Annotated in this window: 18 protein-coding genes and 1 riboswitch; of the genes, 1 reads left to right on the plus strand and 17 read right to left on the minus strand. The window is 72.5% G+C overall.

Features of this window, described 5'->3' with window-relative positions:
* The first annotated feature begins 24 nt into the window (after positions 1-24).
* On the plus strand, positions 25-1,164 hold the full coding sequence (locus AB0N78_RS01490) for a DUF3866 family protein (protein ID WP_363384897.1): 1,140 nt from the start codon (positions 25-27) through the stop codon (positions 1,162-1,164).
* 18 nt (positions 1,165-1,182) lie between these two features.
* Here the strand turns inward: AB0N78_RS01490 and AB0N78_RS01495 are convergent, their stop codons facing one another.
* The 17 genes from AB0N78_RS01495 to gmk form a co-directional block, all read right to left on the minus strand.
* On the minus strand, positions 1,183-1,674 hold the full coding sequence (locus AB0N78_RS01495) for a PH domain-containing protein (RefSeq protein ID WP_363384900.1): 492 nt from the start codon (positions 1,672-1,674) through the stop codon (positions 1,183-1,185).
* Between the two features lie 22 nt (positions 1,675-1,696).
* Positions 1,697-2,545 (minus strand): ATP phosphoribosyltransferase, encoded by an 849-nt coding sequence (hisG, locus tag AB0N78_RS01500; protein WP_363384903.1) that lies wholly within the window; start codon positions 2,543-2,545, stop codon positions 1,697-1,699.
* A 31-nt stretch (positions 2,546-2,576) separates the two neighbouring features.
* On the minus strand, positions 2,577-2,840 hold the full coding sequence (locus tag AB0N78_RS01505; protein ID WP_363384906.1) for a phosphoribosyl-ATP diphosphatase: 264 nt from the start codon (positions 2,838-2,840) through the stop codon (positions 2,577-2,579).
* A 26-nt stretch (positions 2,841-2,866) separates the two neighbouring features.
* The gene (pnuC, locus tag AB0N78_RS01510; protein WP_363384909.1) at positions 2,867-3,571 is read right to left on the minus strand and encodes a nicotinamide riboside transporter PnuC; all 705 of its coding nucleotides are present in this window, start codon (positions 3,569-3,571) and stop codon (positions 2,867-2,869) included.
* On the minus strand, positions 3,568-4,035 hold the full coding sequence (gene ribH / locus AB0N78_RS01515; protein WP_363384912.1) for a 6,7-dimethyl-8-ribityllumazine synthase: 468 nt from the start codon (positions 4,033-4,035) through the stop codon (positions 3,568-3,570). Before ribH ends, pnuC begins: the two co-directional genes overlap by 4 nt.
* Positions 4,032-5,282: a 3,4-dihydroxy-2-butanone-4-phosphate synthase gene (gene ribB / locus AB0N78_RS01520; protein WP_363384915.1), complete on the minus strand. Its 1,251-nt coding sequence runs from the start codon at positions 5,280-5,282 to the stop codon at positions 4,032-4,034. Before ribB ends, ribH begins: the two co-directional genes overlap by 4 nt.
* Entirely contained in the window at positions 5,279-5,866 is a 588-nt protein-coding gene (locus AB0N78_RS01525; RefSeq protein WP_363384918.1) for a riboflavin synthase, read from the minus strand. Before AB0N78_RS01525 ends, ribB begins: the two co-directional genes overlap by 4 nt.
* Positions 5,866-6,852: a bifunctional diaminohydroxyphosphoribosylaminopyrimidine deaminase/5-amino-6-(5-phosphoribosylamino)uracil reductase RibD gene (ribD, locus tag AB0N78_RS01530; RefSeq protein ID WP_363384920.1), complete on the minus strand. Its 987-nt coding sequence runs from the start codon at positions 6,850-6,852 to the stop codon at positions 5,866-5,868. Before ribD ends, AB0N78_RS01525 begins: the two co-directional genes overlap by 1 nt.
* A 92-nt stretch (positions 6,853-6,944) precedes the next feature.
* Positions 6,945-7,086, minus strand: a riboswitch (FMN riboswitch).
* Positions 7,087-7,137: 51 nt separating this feature from the next.
* Positions 7,138-7,812: a ribulose-phosphate 3-epimerase gene (rpe, locus tag AB0N78_RS01535; RefSeq protein ID WP_363384922.1), complete on the minus strand. Its 675-nt coding sequence runs from the start codon at positions 7,810-7,812 to the stop codon at positions 7,138-7,140.
* Positions 7,813-7,831: 19 nt separating this feature from the next.
* Complete coding sequence (locus tag AB0N78_RS01540) at positions 7,832-9,328, minus strand: transcription antitermination factor NusB (RefSeq protein ID WP_363384924.1); 1,497 nt, start codon at positions 9,326-9,328, stop codon at positions 7,832-7,834.
* A 194-nt stretch (positions 9,329-9,522) separates the two neighbouring features.
* Positions 9,523-10,512 carry a methionyl-tRNA formyltransferase gene (gene fmt / locus AB0N78_RS01545; RefSeq protein WP_363384927.1) on the minus strand — a complete coding sequence of 330 codons (990 nt, stop codon included), beginning with the start codon at positions 10,510-10,512 and terminating at the stop codon, positions 9,523-9,525.
* 113 nt (positions 10,513-10,625) lie between these two features.
* On the minus strand, positions 10,626-11,219 hold the full coding sequence (locus tag AB0N78_RS01550) for an HAD family phosphatase (protein ID WP_363384930.1): 594 nt from the start codon (positions 11,217-11,219) through the stop codon (positions 10,626-10,628).
* Positions 11,216-13,453, minus strand: a complete 2,238-nt coding sequence (locus AB0N78_RS01555; RefSeq protein WP_363384933.1) for a primosomal protein N' — start codon at positions 13,451-13,453, stop codon at positions 11,216-11,218. Before AB0N78_RS01555 ends, AB0N78_RS01550 begins: the two co-directional genes overlap by 4 nt.
* A gap of 22 nt (positions 13,454-13,475) precedes the next feature.
* Positions 13,476-14,684 carry a methionine adenosyltransferase gene (metK, locus tag AB0N78_RS01560; protein WP_363384936.1) on the minus strand — a complete coding sequence of 403 codons (1,209 nt, stop codon included), beginning with the start codon at positions 14,682-14,684 and terminating at the stop codon, positions 13,476-13,478.
* Positions 14,685-14,725: 41 nt separating this feature from the next.
* Positions 14,726-15,928 carry a bifunctional phosphopantothenoylcysteine decarboxylase/phosphopantothenate--cysteine ligase CoaBC gene (coaBC, locus tag AB0N78_RS01565; RefSeq protein ID WP_363384939.1) on the minus strand — a complete coding sequence of 401 codons (1,203 nt, stop codon included), beginning with the start codon at positions 15,926-15,928 and terminating at the stop codon, positions 14,726-14,728.
* A 9-nt stretch (positions 15,929-15,937) separates the two neighbouring features.
* Complete coding sequence (gene rpoZ / locus AB0N78_RS01570; protein ID WP_263120266.1) at positions 15,938-16,201, minus strand: DNA-directed RNA polymerase subunit omega; 264 nt, start codon at positions 16,199-16,201, stop codon at positions 15,938-15,940.
* A 39-nt stretch (positions 16,202-16,240) separates the two neighbouring features.
* On the minus strand, positions 16,241-16,819 hold the full coding sequence (gene gmk, locus AB0N78_RS01575) for a guanylate kinase (protein WP_363384943.1): 579 nt from the start codon (positions 16,817-16,819) through the stop codon (positions 16,241-16,243).
* Positions 16,820-16,862 lie beyond the last annotated feature (43 nt).

Raw genomic sequence — 16,862 nt, forward strand, 5'->3', positions numbered from 1 at the left:
CATAGGGGCCGGTAGCGTGGTCCAGTGATCACGTGGCGCGCGGGTGTGGTGGAGTCGGTCGGCAATGAGTGGTCCGGCGCAGTCGAGATGACGGTGCGGACCACCCTCGACGCGGACCCGGTCCAGCTGCGCGCGCTGGCCTACCCCGAGTTGGTCGGCCGGTTCAGCCCTGGCGACACCGTGCTGGTGAACGTCTCGGCGCTGGCCCGTGGACTCGGCACCGGTGGCTACGCCCTGGTGGTCGGACCCGGCGACGCGCAGCACCTGCCCGCCGATCCCCCGCCCGGCCCCGGGCACCTGGTCAAGGCCCGGTACACCCCGTTGCAGGCGATGGTGCTCGGCGTCGACGACCAGGAGTCCCCACACCACGAGGCCCTACGGGACGCCGACGACCTGCACGGCACCCCGGTGGTGGTGGCCGATCTGCACTCCGCCGTGCCCGCGATCATCGCTGGACTACGGCACGGTGCCGCCCGCGCCGGACGCCCCGCCCCCCGGGTCGCCTACGTGATGACCGACGGCGGCGCGCTGCCCGCCTGGTTCTCCCGCACCATCGCCGGGCTGCGTGACGCGGGGTGGATCGACGCGTGCGTCACCGCCGGGCAGGCCTTCGGTGGCGACCTGGAGGCGGTGACCGTGCACACTGCGCTGCTGGCCGCCCGCACCGTGGTCGAGGCCGAGGTGATCGTGGTCGCGCAGGGTCCGGGCAACCTCGGCACCGGCACGCGCTGGGGATTCTCCGGGGTGGCGGCGGGCGAGGCGATCAACGCGGCCGGGGTACTCGGTGGTCGCCCGGTGGCGTCACTGCGGGTCTCCGGTGCAGATGCGCGGGAGCGGCACCTGGGCATCTCGCACCACTCGCTGACCGCCTACGGCCGGGTCGCGTTGCTGCCCGCCGATGTGCCGGTGCCGGCCTTCGACCCGGACCCGCTGGTGGACGGTCTGCCCCCGCTGGACGGACTCGGCCAGCGGATCGGCCAGCAAGTGCAGGCGCTCGCGCAGCGGCACCGACTGGTGGATGTTCCGGCCGGCGCGGACCTGATGACGGCGCTGGGGTCGAGCCCGGTGCGACTGTCCACGATGGGCCGAGGGGTCGACCAGGACCCGGCGGCGTTCCTGGCGGCGGCGGTGGCCGGAGTGCACGCGGCGCAGCTGCTCGGCTGACTGGCGCCAGTCGCCTCGTCAGTCGTCGCGCGCGGTCCGGGTCGCCCGGGCCACCAGCGTCGCCAGTCGGCGGGCCTGCGCGTCGGCGAACTCGCCGTCCGCCCGCTGGATGCCCATCACGGCGAGCGTGTCGCCGTCCGCCAGGTCCAGCTGCACCCAGGGCCGCCCCTGCCCGAAGCGCACCGACACGATCTCGGCCCACTCGACGGTGCGGGTGGTAGCCAGATTCCGCACCCGCAGACCGCCGTCGACCGGCACCGCCCGCACCGTGGCCTGCCGCCAGCAGAACCAGACGACGCCGATCCCGAGCAGCGCGAATCCGCTGCGGTCGAGTGCGCCGTAGCCGGAGAGCCCGGTGCCGGGCAGCAGCGCCAACAGCAGCACCGTCGCCACCGCCACGAGCACGGCCAGCGCACCGGAGACCCAGCGGGCGGCACGGGGCCGGAAGGGCGCGGTCAGACCCGCCCCGTTCGCCCCGGACCCCGGTGAACTCTCGGACCGCGCCGTCATTGCTTGCCCCCGACCGGCCGGCTCAGAGGCGGCAGGCGTGGATCGACGTGACCAGGATCGCGCGGGCACCCAGGTCGTAGAGCACATCCATCACCCGGTTGGTCTCCGAGCGCCGGACCATGGCGCGGACCGCCGCCCACTCACCGTTGTGCAGCGGGGACACCGTCGGCGACTCCAACCCGGGGGTGATCGCCACCGCCTGGTCGACCAGGGAGACCGGCACGTCGTAGTCCATCAGCACGTACTCGCGGGCGGTGAGCACCCCCCGAAGCCGACGGGTCAGCACATCCAGCCCGGCAGGCTCAGCGCCCTCGGCGCGGCGGATCAACACGGCCTCGGACTTCAGGATCGGCTCACCGAAGACCTCAAGCCCCGCGGCACGCAGCGTGGTGCCGGTCTCGACCACATCGGCGATCACATCGGCGACACCCAGCCGGATCGCGGTCTCCACCGCGCCGTCCAGCCGCACCACCTCATCGGGCTCGACGCCCTGGGCACGCAGATAGTCGGCGACCAGCACCGGGTAGGAGGTGGCGACCCGGCGTCCGGCCACCTGCTGCACGTCGGACATCGTCTCGGCCTGGGTGGCGAAGCGGAAGGTCGACCGCGCGAAGCCGAGCTGCAGGTGCTCGACGGCGGGCGAGGCGGAGTCCAGCAGCAAGTCGCGGCCGGTGATGCCGACATCGACGGTGCCGGTGCCCACGTAGACCGCGATGTCACGGGGTCGCAGGAAGAAGAACTCGACGCCGTTGTCCGGGTCGGGCAGCACCAGCTCGCGGGAGTCGCGGCGCTGGCGGTAGCCCGCCTCGGTCAGCATGGCGGCGGCGGGCTCGGAGAGCGAGCCCTTGTTGGGGACGGCGATCCTCAGCACGGGTAGGTCCTGTCTGTGAAGGGAAGCGAGATCAGAGGTGGGTGTAGACGTCGTCGAGGGTCAGGCCCTTGGCGACCATCAACACCTGCAGGTGGTAGAGCAGCTGGGAGATCTCCTCCGCGGTGCGCTCATCGCCCTCGTGCTCGGCGGCCATCCACACCTCGGCGGCCTCCTCGACGATCTTCTTGCCGATCGCATGGACCCCGGCGTCCAGCTCCCGCACGGTCCCCGAGCCCTCGGGCCGGGTGATCGCCTTGTCGGACAGCTCTGCGAACAGCGATTCGAAGGTCTTCACACGGGTCAGCGTAGACGGTTCGTCATTCACCCCTCGACACCGCCCGCCGCGGTCACCTGTTGCGGACGGCCCTCGTCCCGGGCGCGCCACCAGACCACGAATCCGGTGATCACCACCGCGGCATAGACCAGGTAGAGCACGGCGGAGGGGTAGTACCCGGCGGACAGCAGCAGCGGCACCCCGACCGCGTCGACCGCGATCCAGATCAGCCAGAACTCGATCCAACCCCGGGCCATGCCGTAGGTCGCCAGGAAGCTCCCGACAAAGATCCAGGCATCCGCCCACGGTCCCCAGGAGCCGAGCGCCCGGAACACCAGCGCACAGGCTACTGTCCCGACCACACCGATGGTCGCCAGCTGGATCCAGCCCCGCACACCCGCCCACCGAGGCACCACCGCCGGGGCGGGTTCGCCGTCCGCGCTCTCAGAACCGGCACGCTGCGCCTGCCGCCACCGCACCCAGCCGTAGATCGCCACCGCCACAAAGAACACCTGCCGACCGGCCTGCCCGTACAAGTCCCGGTCCTGTGGGGTATGGAAGACCCCGCCCAGGAACACCGTGAACAGCAGCACGTTCCCGACGATCCCCACCGGCCAGGCCCACACCCGGCGACGCATCCCGCCGAGCGCGGAGGCCAGTCCGAACAGGTTGCCGATCACCTCACGCCACAGCACCGCGTGCCCGGCGATCACCCACTGGGCGTCGAACAGCCAGCCGAGCGGCCCGCTCACAGGTCGCGCAGGGCGACCGCCGTGGCCACCGCCGCCTCCGCTGCCTCGGCACCCTTGTCCTCCTGCGAGCCCGGCAGCCCGGCACGGTCCAGCGCCTGCTGCTCGTCGTCGCAGGTCAACAGGCCGAAGCCGACCGGCACTCCGGTGCTCACCGCCACGTCGGTCAACCCGGAGGTCGCCGCCTGGCAGACGTAGTCGAAGTGCGGGGTCCCACCGCGGATCACCACACCGAGTGCCACCACGGCGTGGGCACCGGAGCGCGCGGCCCGGGCGGCGGCCACCGGCAGCTCGAAACTGCCCGGCACCCGGATCTCGGTCACCTGCTCCACCCCGGCCTCGGCCAGCGCCCGCCGAGCACCGGCGAGCAGACCGTCCATCACCACGGTGTGCCAGGAGGCGGCGATCAGCACCACCCGCAATCCCCGGCCGTCCACGGTCAGTGTCGGCGCGCCTGCACCACTCATCGGTCACTCTCCTCGTTCAGTCCGTGCAACAGGTGGCCCATCGCCCGCGCCTTGGTGCGCAGATAGGCCTCGTTCTGGGGGGTCCGGCCGACCTCGATGCCCCGCACCGCGCCGACCCGGATGCCGTGCGCGGTCAGGCCCGCGACCTTGGCCGGGTTGTTGGTCAGCAGCGTCAGGTCGTCGACGCCGAGGTCAGTCAGGATCGCCGCGGCGGCCCCGTACTCGCGCCGGTCGGCGGGCCAGCCCAGGTCCAGATTCGCCTCGACGGTGTCCCGGCCCTGATCCTGGAGTGCATAGGCGGCGATCTTGCCGAGCAGCCCGATCCCCCGGCCCTCGTGACCGCGCAGGTAGATCACCGCACCGCCCTCCGCGGCGGCGATGGCCAGCGCCTCGTCCAGTTGGGGTCCGCAGTCGCAGCGGGTGGAGGCGAAAGCATCCCCGGTCAGGCACTCCGAATGCACCCGAACCACCGGGGCATCCGCGAGTCCGTCGGCGGCGACCAGGGCGGCGTGCTCGGCACCGGTGCGCAGATCGCGGTAACCGATGACCCGGAAGTCGCCGTGCCGGGTCGGCAGCGTGGCCTCGGCCACCCGGTGCACCCGAGGACCGGTGGGTGCCTCCGGCGCGGCGGGCAGATCGTCGTGCGCCCGTCGCCAGGCGATCAGGTCGCTGATGGTGAGCACCACCAGGCCGTCCTGCTCGGCCAGAGCCTCGGCATCCGACAGCCGCATCATCGTGCCGTCGTCGTGCACCAGCTCAGCGATGGCCGCCACCGGGGCGAGTCCAGCCAGTCGGCACAGGTCCACCGCGGCCTCGGTGTGTCCGGCCCGGTGCAGCACACCACCCGGCACCGCCCGCAACGGCAGCACATGCCCGGGACGGATCAGGTCCTCCGCGCCGCTGCCCGGCTCGGCCAACACCTGCAGTGTCCGGGTGCGGTCCGCGGCGGAGATCCCGGTGGTCACGCCGACCGCGGCATCGACGGTCACCGTGTAGGCGGTCCGCCGCGGGTCCTGGCTGGACGGGACCATCAGCGGCAGATCGAGGGCGTCGGCGCGCTCGGCGGGCATCGGGGCGCACAGGTAGCCGGAGGAGTGCCGGATCGTCCAGGCCACCCACTCCGGTGTGGCCAGCTCGGCGGCGAGGATGACATCCGCCTCGTTCTCCCGGTCCGGGTTGTCGGCGACCAGCACCGGCCGACCGGCCCGCAGCGCGTCGAGTGCCTGCTCGACGGTTCCCCGGGTCATCCCTGCGTCTCCAGCAGCCGTGCGACGTATTTGGCCAGCACATCGACCTCCAGATTGACCCGAGCGCCCACCGCCAACGCGCCAAGGGTGGTGTCGGCCAGCGTGGTCGGGATCAGCCCGACCTCGAACCAGTCCTCGCCCACCACCGTCACCGTCAGCGACACCCCGGAGACGGTGATCGCACCCTTCTCCGCCACCAACCGGGCCAGCTCCCGGTCCAGGCCGATCCGCACCGTGTCCCAGCGCGGACCGGGGTTGCGGCTCAGCACCGTGCCGACACCGTCGACATGGCCCTGCACCACGTGACCACCCAACCGGGCGTCGGCACGCAGCGAGCGTTCCAGGTTCACCGGGTCACCGGGACGCAGACCGCCCAGCGCGGTCCGGCGCAGCGTCTCCGGCATCACATCCACCGCGAAGCTGCCGTCCCCGGTCAGCTCGGTGACGGTCAGGCAGACGCCATCGACGGCGATGGAGTCGCCGTGCCGGGCATCCGAGGCGGCCAGCGGCCCCCGGATGGTCAGCTGCGATCCGTCCTGCGAGGTCAGCACCGCGCCGACCTCCTCCACGATCCCGGTGAACATCAGATCTCCTCCTCGACCCGTGCGCTCAGCAGCACATCCGGTCCTCGCATCTGTACCTGCTCGGTGCGCAGTCGGATCCCGTCCGCCAGCGTCCCGATCCCCAACGACTGCACCGCGGACCGCCCGTCACCGAGCAGCACCGGCGCGATGTAGGCCAGCACCCGGTCCACCATCCCGGCGCGCAGGAAGGCCGCCGACACCGTCGGACCGCCCTCGACCAGCACATGCCTGACCTCCCGCGCGGCCAGCTGCGCCAGCGCCTCGGCGGGGTCGTGCCCCGTGATCCGCAACCAGTCCCCGGGCACCTCACGGTCACCGAGCACCACCCGCAACGGCTGATGCTCCGCCAACGAGCCATCCGGCAGCCGTGCGGTCAACGCGGGCCGGTCGATCAGCGCGGTGCCGGTGCCCACCAGGATCGCGTCCACCTCGGCGCGCAGCCGATGCGCGTGCTCCCGGGACTCCGCCGAGGTGATCCACCGACTGCTGCCGTCCGCCGCCGCCACCCGACCGTCCAGCGTGCTGGCCAGCTTGAGCGTGACGAACGGACGCCCGCGACCCACCGCCACCAGCCACGGCTCGAGCATCCGGCGCACTGACTCGGCCCCCACACCGGTGCGTACCTCGATCCCCGCCGCTCGCAGCAGCTGCGCGCCGCCACCGGCCACCGGGTTGGGGTCCTCGACCGCGATCACCACCTCAGCGACACCCGCATCGATGAGCGCCTGCGCGCAGGGGCCAGTGCGACCCGTGTGCGCGCAGGGCTCCAGGGTGACCACGGCGGTCGCACCCCGGGCGTCCACACCACAGAGCGCGTCCACCTCGGCATGCGGTGTCCCAGCGCCACGGTGCCAGCCCTCGCCGATCACCTGACCGTCGCGCAGCAGCACGCAGCCGACCCGAGGATTGGGTCCCGCCGCGGGCCCGCGCAACGCGAGCTCCAGGGCGTGCGCCATCGCGGCCTCATCGGTGATGAACCCCGCCACCTGTAGCCTCTCGGTCGTCGAGGCTCCGGGGCGTGGTGGGCGGGCGCACGGGTGTGCGCAACCCCGGCGCGCACCCCAGGGGGCGCACACCGGCACGACTCCTCCCATCCGGACTTTCACCGTCGGTCCCGGAGTTCCACCGGATCAACCGTGACCGGCCGAGTCACCTCGGTCGACCACGGGTCGCGGACTGTCACCGCCGGCTCGGATTTTCACCGACCCCGGAGCACGTGCTCTGTTGCGGCAACATCGTGCCACAGGGTTCTGTTCCCGGTGGTGACCGTCTCAGTGCTGCCGGGTGGCCAGCGCCTCATCCGCCATCGTGCGCAGCGTCTCGATCTCGGCCGCCACATCCTCCGCGCCGTACACCGCCGACCCGGCCACCAGCACGTTGGCCCCGGCTGCGGCGACCGTGGCGACCGTGGACCGGGACACGCCCCCGTCCACCTGAATCCAGGTGTCCAGCCCCTGCTCGTCGATGGCCACGCGCAGGCGGCGGACCTTGGGCAGGGTGCCGTCGATGAACGACTGCCCACCGAAGCCGGGCTCCACCGTCATCACCAGCACCATGTCGAATTCGCTGAGCAGATCGAGCAGCGGCTCCACTGGGGTGGCCGGTCGCAGCGCGATGGACGCCCGCACTCCGGCGTCGCGCAGCTCGCGGGCCAGCTTCACCGGTGCCTGCGCGGCCTCGGCGTGGAACGTGACCGACGCGGCACCAGCCCGGGCGTACTCGATGGCCCAGCGGTCGGCGTCCTCGATCATCAGATGCACATCGATGGGCACCGGCGACACCTCCGCGATCCGCGTGACCACCGGCAGGCCGATGGTCAGATTCGGCACGAAGTGGTTGTCCATCACGTCCACATGAGCGAAGTCCGCACCGGAGATCCGGTGCAGGTCCCGCTCCAGGTTAGTGAAGTCGGCGGACAGGATGCTGGGGCTGATCAGAGCGCGCACCCGGCCAGGGTAGCGAGCCTCAGGCCAGCCGTCGCAGCAGGGTCAGGTGCATCGCATCGGTGCCGTGCACGTGGGGCCACAGCTGGGCGTCCTCCCGGTCGGGCAGGTCCAGTCCCGGTGCCAGGGTGTGCAGCACCGCCGGGGCGTCCAGGGTCTGCACCTCGATGCCGGTCTTGCGTGCCGCACGCACCGCGTCAATCACCGCCAACCGGGTCTCGGCCAGCACCGGCGAGCAGGTCACGTAGCCCACGACCCCACCAACCCGCACCGCCCGCAACGCACTGGCCACCAGTTCCCGTTGCAGGGCGGTCAACGCGGCCAGATCAGCCGGAGTGCGCCGCCACCGCGACTCGGGCCGCCGCCGCAGCGCCCCCAGACCGGTGCACGGGGCGTCCAGCAGCACCCGGTCGTAGCCACCGGGCTCATCCTCGCCCACCCGCCGCCCGTCCCCGGTGCGGATCTCCTCCACCGCCTCGGCCGGAACCGCCGACAGCGCCTGGGCGACCAGGCGAGCACGATGCGGCTGCACCTCATTCGCCACCAGCCGCGCACCCCGGGTCGACGCGACAGCCGCCAACAGCGCCGCCTTGCCACCGGGACCCGCACACAGGTCCAGCCAGCGGGCGTCCGGTCCGTCCAACGGCGCATCGGCCAGGGCGAGCGCCACCAGCTGGCTGCCCTCGTCCTGCACCCCGGCACGCCCCGAGCGGACCAGTCGCAGCGCGGCCGGATCGCCACCGGCAAGGGTGACCGCCGTCGACGCCCACCGGCCAGGCTGAGCGCTGTCCCCCGCCTGTGCCAGCAACTCGTCCCGCTCGACCAACCCGGGTCGCGCGACCAGCGTCACCCGCGGTGCAGCATTGTCGGCGCGGAGCAGGTCCGGCAGTTCCTCCGCCGTCCGACCGTGGCCCAGCAGCGCCTCCCGCAGCGCCCGGGTCACCCAGGCGGGGTGCGACTCGGTCACCGACAGTCGGGCCACCGAGTCCTCGCCCGCACCGTCGCCGATCAGATCCAGCCACTCGTCCAGGTCGCGCTCGGTGATCCGACGCATCACGGCGTTGGCGAACTGCGCGGCACCGGCCCCGACCCGTTCGCGCACCAGACCGACGGTCTCCGAGGCGGCCGCATGGGCAGGCACCCGCATACCGAGCACCTGGTGTGCGCCCAGCCGCAGCGCGTCCCGCACCTCCGGGTCGATGGACGCCGGGTCACGACCGGCACCCTGCTCGATCACCGCGTCGTAGCGGCCCTGCAACCGCAGCGTGCCGTAGGCCAGCTCGGTGGCGAAGGCAGCGTCCCGGCCGGTGATCTGACGTTCGCGCAGCAGCGGTGGCAGGACCAGGTTCGCGTAGGCGTCCGAATCGGCGACGGTGCGCAACACGTCATAAGCGGCGGCGCGGGCCGGATCGGTGTGGCGGCGACGCTGCGAGGGCGCGGCCGCGGTGCGCTGGCGCGGGCCACGGCGTCCGGATCGGTCACCAGCCCCGCCACCGGACCGGTCACCAGCGCCACCCATGCGGCCACCGCCGGTCTGGCCGCCAGCGCCACCCGTGCGGCCACCGCCGGTCCGATCGCCCGTGCCGCTGCGCCGTCCATGGTCGCCGGGCGCGCCGCTGCCGTCCCGCCCACGGGGCCGGTTCGGACCGCCCTGACGGTTCTGCCCTCGACCGTCACGCCCCGGGCCGCCGCCGTGCTGCTGCGCCCCGCCGCTCACGCCTGGGCCTCCGCACCGGAGATGCCCGCACCGCCAGCACCGTCCGCGTTCTCGACCGCGCCCAGCACCACCGACTCCCCCAACCGTGCACCGCGCGCCCAGTCCGCCGCGGACATCGGCTTCTTGCCCGCCGGTCGCACCTCGCCCAGCCGCACCGCATGGCTCGCGGTCCCGACCCACACGTCCTTGCGCCCGGCCCGCAGCTCACCCGCGGCCAGATCCGTAACCTCCGGCGCGAGAGTCACCGGGCCGAGACCCAACCGGCTGCCATCCGGCAACGAGGTCCACGCACCGGGTGCGGGGGTGCAGCCACGGATTCGACGGTCCACCGCCAAGGCGGGATGACTCCACCGCACCCGCGCGTCCTCGACGGTCAGGCTCGGGGCCAAACTGATCCCATCCTGCGGCTGCGGCACCGGGGTGATCACGCCGTCCTCGAGGGCGTCCAGCGTGCGCACCAGCAGCTCCGCACCCGCCACCGACAGCCGTTCCAGCAGGTCCCCGGCCGTGTCACGGGCACGGATCGTCTCGGTCAGCGTGCCGTAGACCGGCCCGGTGTCCAGGCCCTTCTCCAACTGGAAGGTGCTGGCACCGGTGACCTCGTCCCCGGCCATCACGGCGTACTGCACCGGTGCCGCGCCTCGCCAGGCCGGCAGCACAGAGAAGTGCAGATTCACCCAGCCGTGGGTCGGCAGAGTCAGCAGATCGGCCGGCACCAGCGCGCCGTAGGCCACCACCGGCACCGCATCCGGGGCCAGCTCGCGCAGCCGAGCCTGGAACTCCAGATCGCGCGGGCTGGCCGGGGTCAGCACCTCGATGCCCTCCGCCTGCGCACGCTCAGCCACCGGGCTGGGGCGCAGGGTCCGACCCCGTCCGGCGCGGGCAGCAGGACGGGTGATCACCGCCACCACGTCATGACGGGAGGCGAGCAGAGCATCCAGTGACGGCAGGGCCACCGCGGGGGTTCCGGCGAAGATCAGGCGCACCGGACGATCCTAGGGCGAGCGGCTCTCCCTGGCGGCCATCGGCATCCCCCTCGGCACGCCGCGATCCGGCTCGCGCTCAGACGACCCGCCTGGACCCGACCAGACCCGCCTGGTCAGGCCAGCAGCCCGCGTCGAGCCAGCTCCGCCCGCAGCGCCGAGGCACCGGTGAACACCACCCCGTCGAAGCCCTCGTTCCGTGCCGCCGCCACATTGCCCGGGCTGTCGTCGACGAACACCGTCTGCTCCGGCACCAGAGCGAACCGCTGCGCCGTCAGCTGGAAGATCCGCGGGTCGGGTTTGACCATGCCCTCCTGGCCGGACACCACTACCCCCGCCAGTCGCCCGATCACCGGTGCAGCAGGTACGGCGTGGTGGAAGGTCTCCGCCGACCAGTTGGTCAGCCCATAGACCGGCACCCCGGCGGCGATCAGCTCGTCCACCACCGCTGCCGAGCCGGGCACCGGCCCCGGGAGTGCCGCCGGGAAGTGCGCCACGTAGTGATCCAGCATCGCGCGGTGTCGGCGGTCGACAATGCCGTCGCGGGCCTGTGACCACGGTCGGCCCGCATCCTGAGCCAGGTTGAGCGCGGGGAAGTCCACGGCGGTCATGAACTTCTCGACCTCGGCGTCGGTGTACGCCCCGGCGAAGGCTGCACGCGCATCCCAGCGGACCAGCACATTGCCCAGGTCGAACAGCACTGCCGTCACAGCATCTCCCGTGGATCAAGTCGCGCCCGGACGCTGCCGGCCTCGCGCCGGGCACTGCGCACCGCCATGGACGCCCCCAGAGCCCGCGCCAGGTCCCGGCCCGCCGCCGCGGGCACCCGCACCAGAGCGCGGACGATCACCTCGTCCTCCGCTCCGGCCAGGGTCAGCTGCACCGGACCGTCCACCGTCGGGGTGGGCGCGTCCTGCACCGGAACCGGGCCGAGCACATCCCCCCCGGTCGGCACCGGCACCCGGCTGAGCACCTGGCGGACCGCCCCACGCTCCCCCACCAACTCCGCCACCCGCACCGCCGGTGGCAGGCCGACCTCGGTCCGCTCCACCAACTCGCGCTCCGCCAACCCAGCGGGGTCCCAGCGCACCAGGGCCTGGGTGGGCCGTTCCGCGCCGTCGCCGACCAGCAACACCTGACCGTCCGCCCGAACCAGCGCCGCCGCCGCCAACCAGCGGCGCAATGCCTCCTCGGTGGCGCGCAGGGACGTCGACCCGGTGCTGACCGCCGCGTCCAGCAACACAGCGGCCGCGTACCCCCGCTCGGCGACCGGCTCGGCACCGATGGTGCACACCACCAGGGCCGGACGGTCAGGCACCGAGGCCAGGACGCCCGTCGCCGATCGTGCACCGGAGGTACGCACGGTGACACCCGGGAACGCCCGGCCCAGCTCCTCCGCGGTCCGGTCCGATCCGACCGACACCGACCGGAACTGCCCGTGCCCGCAGGTGTCGCAGTGCCAGTCGGTGGCCAGACGACCACACCAGCCGCACTGCGCGGTCGCCTGCGCCGAACCGAGCTGCAACGGTCCGTGGCAGGCCGTGCACCGTGCCACCGACCGGCAGCGGGCACAGGCCACCGCGGGCAGGTACCCGGCGCGCGGCACCTGCACCAGCACCGGTCCGCGGGCCAGCTGCTCACGGATGGTGCGCCACGCGGGTCCGGGCAGCCGTGCCGCCGCTGCCGGTCCCTCACGGGCCAGCTCCACACTGGTCAACGCCCGCACCCGGGGCGTGCGACGACGCACCTCCGCCCGGTCGGCGGCGACCTCGCGCACCCACCCGGAGTCGACGAGTGCCTGGGTCTCTACCGAGCGACCGTGCGCGGCCAGCAGCAGCCCTGACTCCTCCAGTTCGGACCGGAGGGCGAGTACCTCGCGGACATGCGGATACGGCGCACGGGGTTCGGCGTGCAGGTCGTCCGCGTCGTCCCAGCACACCGCCAGACCCAGATCCCGTACCGGGGCGAAGGCCGCGGCCCGGGTGCCCACCACCACCCGTGCCAGACCGCGCAGCACCGCCAGGAACGCGCGGTACCGGCGGGACGGGCCCTCATCGGCCATCAGCCGCACGTAGCTGCCGTCGGACTGTGTGGGGTCCCAGGCCGGGACACCCGCCGCGTCCAGCGCAGCGCACACCCGGTCGACGTCCCGCGCGTCGGGGACGACCACCAATGCGCCCCGCCCACCGCGCAGCGTCGCCGCCACCGCCTGGGCGATCGCATCCGGCCACTGCTCACCCTCCGGACCGGGCAGAGCGACCCATGCCGCACGCGGTGCGCCACCGGAGGCCAGGTGAGCGAGGAACGCCGGGCCACCCCGGTAGGGCCGCCACGCGGCATCGTGCAGTTCGGCGCTCGCGGACGGTCCCGCCTCCGAGCCGGTCGACACCACCGGGTTCCGGGCCGGCTGCACCACCACGTCCGCCCCGTCGGTCAGGCCTCCGGGCGACCCGGACCGGTCATCAGCCGACACCGTGCTGCCGGGTGCGACCGGGACCTCACCCTCGGTCCGGGCATGCCGCGGCGGGATCGCCAACCGCAGCACGTCAGAGAGCGTCCCAGCGTCCAGATCCGCCACCGCGCGCGCCAGCCGGGCCACCTGCGCGGTGAGCACCGGCTCAGCGGATACCACCCGGCGCAGCGGGGCCAGCGCACCGTCGTGCTCCGGTTCGGCCACCCGTTCCAGCAGGTAGCCGTCGACGTCCTGCGCTCCGAACCGGACCTTCACCCGGACCCCGAGCACCGCCTGCGCGTCCAGGCTGGCGGGCACCAAGTACTCGAAGGAACGGTCCAGGTGCGGGGGCGACAGGTCGACGGCCACCCGCGCCACCGGGAGTTCGGCCGCGGGCTCGACCTCGATGTCCCGCGCTCGGGCACGGCGACGCGGCCGCGGAGCATCGAGCCCGGCCAGGGTGGGTTGCTCCACCCGAGGGCTTTCACTCACGCAGCCGCGCTCCGTTCCTCGGTCAGGCGATGGCAGCGCGCAGCGCGTCCACCCGGTCGGTGCGCTCCCAGGTGAACTCCGGCAGCTCCCGACCAAAGTGCCCATAGGCGGAGGTCTTGCGGTAGATCGGGCGCAGCAGTTGCAGGTCGCGGATGATCGCGGCCGGGCGCAGGTCGAAGACCTCCCGGATCGCGGCGGTCAGCTGCTCATCGGAGACCGTGCCGGTGCCGAAGGCCTCCACATACAGACCGACCGGCTGCGCCTTGCCGATGGCGTAGGCGACCTGCACCTCGCAGCGCTTGGCCAGTCCAGCGGCGACCACGTTCTTGGCGACCCAGCGCATGGCGTAGGCCGCGGAACGGTCGACCTTCGACGGGTCCTTGCCGGAGAACGCGCCACCACCGTGCCGAGCCATCCCGCCGTAGGTGTCGACGATGATCTTGCGGCCAGTCAGCCCGGCGTCGCCCTGCGGGCCACCGACGACGAAGGTGCCGGTCGGGTTGACCAGCAGCCGGTAGTCCGAGGTGTCCAGGTCGAGGTTGGCGGCCTCCAGCACCGGCTTCACGACGTGCTCGGCGATGGCCGGGGCCAGCTGATCCTCCAGTCGCACCTCCGGGTCGTGCTGGGTCGACAGCACGATGGTGTCGATCTTCACGGCGCGATCACCGTCGTAGGCCACGGTGACCTGGGTCTTCCCGTCCGGGCGCAGGCCGGGCACGATGCCCTCCTTGCGGACCTGGGTCAGGCGCTCGGCCAACCGGTGAGACAGCCAGATCGGCAGCGGCAGCAGGCTCGGGGTGTCATCGCTGGCGTAGCCGAACATCAGGCCCTGGTCGCCCGCGCCCTGCAGGTCCAGCGGGTCAACATCCGAGGTGTCCTGGCGGGCCTCCCAGGCCTTGTCCACACCCTGGGCGATATCCGGGGACTGCTGACCGATCGACACCGACACACCGCAGGAGTCGCCGTCGAATCCGATGTCCGAGGAGGTGTACCCGATGCCCCGCACCACATCGCGGATGATCTGCGGGATCTCTACGTAGGCACTGGTGGTCACCTCACCGGCGACGTGCACCAGGCCGGTGGTGACCATGGTCTCCACCGCCACCCGCGCGGTCGAGTCCTGGGCGAGCATCGCGTCCAGGATGGCGTCGGAGATCTGGTCGCAGATCTTGTCCGGGTGTCCCTCGGTGACGGATTCGGACGTGAACAGGCGAAGCGCGGCATCGGTCATGGGCGACAGGCTAACGAATCACGCCGCGGAGTCGATGGCGATTACGCCAGCCGGTCCACGACGGCGTCCCAGATCGCGTGCGCCACCGCGTCCTTACTGCCGGACGCGGCCCCGACCTCGGCCCCCGTGGCGTCCAGCAACGTGACCGTGTTCTCCGCGGTCCCGAAGCCGACACCCTCGCCGACGGCATTCACCGCCAGCAGGTCCGCACCCTTGCGCTGGGCCTTCGCCCGGCCGTGATGCAGCACATCACCGGAGTCGTCGCCGGTCTCCGCCGCGAAGCCCACCACCACCTGACCGGGCCGCAACCGGTCAGCGGTGAGCTCAGCCAGGATGTCCGGGTTCTGCACCAGCTCCAACGGTGGGACGGTGCCATCCGGCTGCTTCTTGATCTTGTGCGCGGTGTGCGCGGCAGGCCGGAAGTCAGCCACCGCCGCAGCCATCACCACCACATCGGCCTCGACGGCACTCGCCCGCATCGCGTCGCGCAGCTCCAGCGCCGATCCGACCTCCACGACCCGGACTCCGGCGGGGGCGGGCACGGTCAGGTTCGCGCCAACCAGTGTCACCTCCGCGCCGCGCGCCCAGGCGGTGCGGGCCAGTGCCACACCCTGCTTGCCCGAGGAGCGGTTGCCCAGGAACCGCACCGGGTCCAGGGGTTCGCGGGTGCCACCGGCGGAGATGACCACGCGTCGACCGGTCAGATCGCACGCTCCCCCGGCGTCGACCGCCGCCAAGGCCGCCGCGACGATCGCCTCCGGTTCGGGCAGTCGACCGGGGCCGGTGTCCTGGCCGGTCAGTCGCCCGGAGTCGGGCTCGATCACGTGCACACCCCGCTCGCGCAGGGTGGCGACGTTGGCCCGGGTGGCGGCGTGCTGCCACATCTCGGTGTGCATCGCGGGGGCCATCACCACCGGACAGGTGGCAGTCAGCAAGGTGGCGGTGAGCAGGTCGTCGGCGCGGCCGTGGGTAGCCCGGGCCAGCAGGTCCGCGGTGGCCGGGGCCACGATCACCAACTCGGCCTCCCGACCGAGCCGGACATGCGGAACGTCCGCGACGTCCTCGAACACCTCGGTGCTCACCGGGTGCCCGGACAGGGCTTCCCAGGTAGCACGGCCCACGAACTCGAGGGCAGCACGGGTCGGGACGACGCGGACGTCATGACCGGACTCGGTGAGCAGTCGCAGGACGAGGGCAGCCTTATAGGCCGCGATCCCCCCGGCCACACCGAGGACGATGCGCATGGGAGGAGGTCAGGCCTCGGGGTGCTGAGCGGTCAGCAGGCCGGCGTCGATCTCGCGCATGGCGATGGACAGCGGCTTCTCCTGCGGGCGGGTCTCCACCAGCGGGCCGACGTACTCGAGCAGGCCCTCGTTCAGCTGGGCGTAGTAGGCGTTGATCTGCCGCGCCCGCTTGGCCGAGTAGATGACCAGCGCGTACTTGGAGTCGGAGCGCTCCAGCAGGCGATCGATCGGCGGGTCGGTGATGCCGATGGGCTCGGCGACGGTTCCGGACACGGTTCTCCCCGAAGTTTGAAAAAGGATTCGCCGAGCAGTCTACTCGGTCGGCGCAAGCGGCAGCCCCATCAGGGTCACCAGCTCGTCGGTGGCGCGCCGCACGTCGTCATTGACGATCACGTGGTCGAACTCCGGCTCGGCCGCCAACTCGATCCGGGCGGTGGCCAGACGGCGCTCGCGCTCCTCGGCGTCCTCGGTGCCACGGCCGACCAGTCGACGCTCTAGTTCCTCGAAGGAGGGCGGTGCCAGAAAGACGAACTGGGCGTCCGGCATGGTCTCGCGAACCTTCCGGGCGCCCTGCAGGTCGATCTCCAGCAGCGCGGGCTCCCCGGCAGCCAGTCGTTCCTCGACCGGCCGCCGGGGGGTGCCGTAGCGATTGCGGCCGTGGACGAGTGCCGTCTCCAGCATCTCGCCACTGGCCTCCAGAGCGTCGAACTCCTCGTTGGACACGAAGTGGTAGTGCACCCCGTCAACCTCACCGGGTCGCGGGGACCGGGTGGTGGCCGAGACCGACAGCCACACCTGCGGGTAACGCGCCCGCAGGTCAGCGGAGACGGTGCCCTTCCCCACTGCTGTCGGACCGGCCAGAACGGTCAGCCGGGCGGGGGGTCGGGTCATGGGGTGCTCCTGGTTCGTGCCGGGCGTCGAGGTGGTGCGACGC

The sequence above is a fragment of the Cellulomonas sp. NPDC089187 genome (assembly GCF_040685135.1).
Taxonomy (GTDB): domain Bacteria; phylum Actinomycetota; class Actinomycetes; order Actinomycetales; family Cellulomonadaceae; genus Cellulomonas.

Excerpts from the sequence above, each read along its gene's own strand:
- AB0N78_RS01495 (WP_363384900.1), bottom strand. The coding sequence starts at position 1,674 with ATGACGGCGCGGTCCGAGAGTTCACCGGGGTCCGGGGCGAACGGGGCG.
- ribH (WP_363384912.1), bottom strand. The coding sequence starts at position 4,035 with ATGAGTGGTGCAGGCGCGCCGACACTGACCGTGGACGGCCGGGGATTG.
- ribB (WP_363384915.1), bottom strand. The coding sequence starts at position 5,282 with ATGACCCGGGGAACCGTCGAGCAGGCACTCGACGCGCTGCGGGCCGGT.
- AB0N78_RS01525 (WP_363384918.1), bottom strand. The coding sequence starts at position 5,866 with ATGTTCACCGGGATCGTGGAGGAGGTCGGCGCGGTGCTGACCTCGCAG.
- AB0N78_RS01540 (WP_363384924.1), bottom strand. The coding sequence starts at position 9,328 with ATGGGTGGCGCTGGTGACCGGTCCGGTGGCGGGGCTGGTGACCGATCC.
- metK (WP_363384936.1), bottom strand. The coding sequence starts at position 14,684 with ATGACCGATGCCGCGCTTCGCCTGTTCACGTCCGAATCCGTCACCGAG.
- coaBC (WP_363384939.1), bottom strand. The coding sequence starts at position 15,928 with ATGCGCATCGTCCTCGGTGTGGCCGGGGGGATCGCGGCCTATAAGGCT.
- gmk (WP_363384943.1), bottom strand. The coding sequence starts at position 16,819 with ATGACCCGACCCCCCGCCCGGCTGACCGTTCTGGCCGGTCCGACAGCA.